The 3,415-nt window shown below is 35.8% G+C and carries 2 protein-coding genes and 1 pseudogene; 2 read left to right on the top strand and 1 reads right to left on the bottom strand.

Annotation, left to right across the window (positions count from 1 at the left end; genetic code table 11):
- Positions 1-519: 519 nt before the first annotated feature.
- A complete protein-coding gene (ssb, locus tag K737_RS03765; RefSeq protein ID WP_006299658.1) occupies positions 520-948 on the top strand; it encodes a single-stranded DNA-binding protein in 429 nt (142 codons plus the stop codon).
- 168 nt (positions 949-1,116) lie between these two features.
- Entirely contained in the window at positions 1,117-2,919 is a 1,803-nt protein-coding gene (locus K737_RS03760) for an ABC transporter ATP-binding protein (protein ID WP_152531077.1), read from the top strand.
- Between the two features lie 302 nt (positions 2,920-3,221).
- On the opposite strand, the pseudogene K737_RS03755 reads toward K737_RS03760, so the two are convergent.
- Positions 3,222-3,415, bottom strand: a pseudogene (locus tag K737_RS03755) (hypothetical protein); the annotation flags it as partial.

The raw sequence follows: 3,415 nt of genomic DNA, 5'->3' as shown, positions 1-3,415 counted from the left end.
CCAAATGCTTGATATCAAGGCTTTTGAGAAGAGTCCAGAATCAATCAACTTGTCCTTTAAAAAAAACGCCTGACGCGTTCAAGCTTGGATTTTATTGAAGGTGGAGCGTTCATCTTGTGGATCAGCGCAGGATGCTGAACCTTTCGCTGATCGATCATACTAAGTACAGAAGGTTCATTTGCATTAAACATTGTTGTTTATTTTTAATAAAATAGCCTCTCTTTCGGATCTTTTTAAGACCCTTCAAAAAAGTGAGGGGGAGTATGGCCATCTTGTAGAAAATACATTTCTTCACCTGAAACGCTAAAGAGAACTTGCAACACTATACGCAAAAATACTTCTTCATTTCTTGCTTTTGTTCAAATTAGATACCTTTTTCTTTGGTTGATTTTCTCGTGACGACACTATCTAGTATTTTTAAAAATTTTTCCTCCATAAGACTTTACGAGTTGTAGTTTACTTTTATTGTAAAATCATATACGATCTTCCAAGCTATAAAGTAAGAGGAAGGATAAATAGATGAGTGTAAATAAAATTATATTGATAGGAAATTTAGGACAAGACCCCGAAATTCGTTTGATGCCTGATGGAAGCAAAGTAGCTAATTTTTCTGTTGCTACTTCAGAGCGTTGGAAAGACAAGAACGGAGAAGTAAAAAGTGTTACCGAGTGGCACAGAGTTGTTGTTTTTAATCCTAAGCTGGCTTCTATTATTGAGCGTTATTTTAAAAAAGGAAAAAAAGTTTTTGTTGAAGGGGGAATACGTACCAGAAAGTGGATTGATAAAGAGGGACGAGAACAAAAAACTGTCGAAGTAGTGGTCCGCTATCAAGGTACAGTTACGATGCTGGACAACAAAAACGAAGAAGATCGTGATTTGGCAGGCCCTTTTGGATCAATGGAAGAACATGATTGTCTTTCTGTAGAAGAGGATGAGGTTCCATTTTAACAAGTATTTTTAGAAAGGTAGGGATAGTTCGTATATATTCTTGCTTTTCTTTATTTGTTTTTTTAGTGACGAAGAGATTTTTGAAATAAACTTTTAGTCGTCCTTTGTCATTTGCTGAAAAATTCTTTATACTGTTTGCGTTATATTGTATATGGGGTCTTGCAAAAGTTGAATAATTTTTGGAGCAGACTGAAGAATTTAGGTTCAGGGTACGATACCTTGTGGCGTCTTATAAAAACATATCTTATTCCACAAAAGCGCTATTGGGTTTTAGGAATAGGAAGTATGATCTTGACTGCAGGTTCTACTGCGATACTTGCCCAATACTTAAAACCTATTTTCGATGATATCTTTGTAGGGCATCGTCAAGATTTGTTAATTTGGATCGGTATTGGAGTATTTAGTATTTTTTTTGTTAAGGGAGCGGCCGAATATATAGGAGAACGCTGTATGGCAGCTATGGGATACATACTTTCTACCCAGTTACAAAACGACGTTTTTGCTCACATGATACATTTTGATTTAGATTTTTTCAGAAATTACCATGAAGCACGGTGTGCCAATGTTTTTTCTCAAGATATTGGTATCGTAAGAGAAACTCTTCTTCAAAGCCTAAGCACTCTTAGTCGAGATGTGTTTATGGTTTTAAGCTTAGTTATAGTCTTATTACGAGAAGATGTTTTATTATTTTTAAGCGCTCTTTTTATTGTTCCTATTATGGCAGGGTTACTGCGCATTTGTGGACAGCGTGCAAAACATATATTTCTTCAGATTCAAAACAAGAGTGCTGTGTTGCAGCAATTTTTTCAACAAATTTTTCACCAAATTATCATGGTAAAAGCTTATGGAACAGAAGAGTACGAAAAAAAATGTTTAAAAGAGTTTACAGAAAATATTTTAAAAGAATATAAAAAAGCTGCAAAAATCCAAGCAATCATTCATCCTTTTATGGAAATTTTGGGGGGAGCAATAATCGCAAGCATAGTCATTTACGGTGGATATCGGGTTATCCAGGGAATTCAAACTCCTGGATCATTTTTGACGTTTATCACAGCACTGTTTTTTTTGTATCGTCCTATCAAAAATATTCTTCAAGTACATACACGTCTTCAAGCGTGTATCGTAAGTGGAGAACGTATTTTGAATCTTTTAGATCGCCCTATTTCACTAAAAAAAGAGTCTGTTCTTATAGGAAATTCGGAAATTTTTTCAAAAGATATCGTATTTGAAGGGGTAACTTTTGGGTATACTCCTGAACAACGTATACTGCGCGATGTGTATTGTTCGTTCAAAGCAAATAAACAGTATGCCATTGTCGGACCTAGCGGATCTGGAAAAACAACTATGTTTTATCTTTTATTGCAGCTGTATTTTCCCCATAAAGGGCGCATTCTTTTTTCTGGAAAAGACGCTTTAATGTACTCTCCCCGATGGATTAGAGATAACATAGGGTTTGTAAGCCAAGATATTACTCTATTTGACACAACGATTCAAGATAATATTGTCTATGGAAGTTCTGACGCGTCTATAGAATCTATTCGTTATGCAGCAGAGCTAGCACAAGTTTCTTCTTTTGCGGAACTTCTTCCTCAAGGGTACAACACTCCAGTTGGACCTCACGGGCTAAGATTATCTGGAGGACAGCGCCAACGTCTTGCACTTGCCAGAGCTATTTTGAAAAAAAGTCCTATTTTGTTATTAGACGAAGCAACCTCTGCACTAGATGTAGGTATTGAGGAAAGTATTCGCCAAGGACTGCAGAACCTGAATTATCCTTGTACACAAATATATATTGCTCACCGATTAAGTAGCATTCAAAATGTAGACAAAATTTTAGTTATGAAACAAGGCTGTATTCAAGAAGAAGGAACTCATCTTGAATTATTGAGTAAAAAAGGAGACTATGCATTGCTATGGGAAAAATCAAAAATAAACGATAATGAAAATCAAATGCACGGGGTATATTTATAGCGTAGTCAAGGCTTTTTTAATTAGCCTTTTGTAGCTTATACCAGATCCCCTTACTAAATGGACAGATAGGTTGCATTATAAATTGACCGCACTGCAACATCAAGTAGCGCCTGCATGAATTGACACAAGTACTTTCAAGATTTTTTATTGTCTCGTACACCTGAGTATTCAGGAAGTTTTGATTGATATGTAGTATAGAGCTAAAGATTTGCAAAGATAGAGGATGGGGCGAAAAAGGTAAAAAACTGATAGGTAAAAAAAGTCGTAAACATTAGAGACTTTTAACCAAAGATTAGAGGCCTTCAACCAAAGGTAGCATGATTAATTTTCAAAGTTTTATTAACGTGAAGTACCGTAAAAATATGCAGTGTTACCGCCAGCATTTCAAGTGATCGCGTGTTTGCAAGGGGGGGGGGAACGAAATCTTGCAAACCAATGGCATGGTCTAGCGTTATTATTTTGTTCAATGGAAAAGGTTTTATCTTTTCCCTGAAAG

The organism is Holospora undulata HU1, from assembly GCF_000388175.3.
Lineage (GTDB): Bacteria > Pseudomonadota > Alphaproteobacteria > Holosporales > Holosporaceae > Holospora > Holospora undulata_A.
The sequence above is the reverse complement of the archived record's forward strand: the minus strand, read 5'-3'. Positions and strand labels throughout refer to the sequence as shown.

Coding starts and splice junctions, on each gene's coding strand:
- ssb (WP_006299658.1), top strand. CDS start 520: ATGAGTGTAAATAAAATTATATTGATAGGAAATTTAGGACAAGACCCC.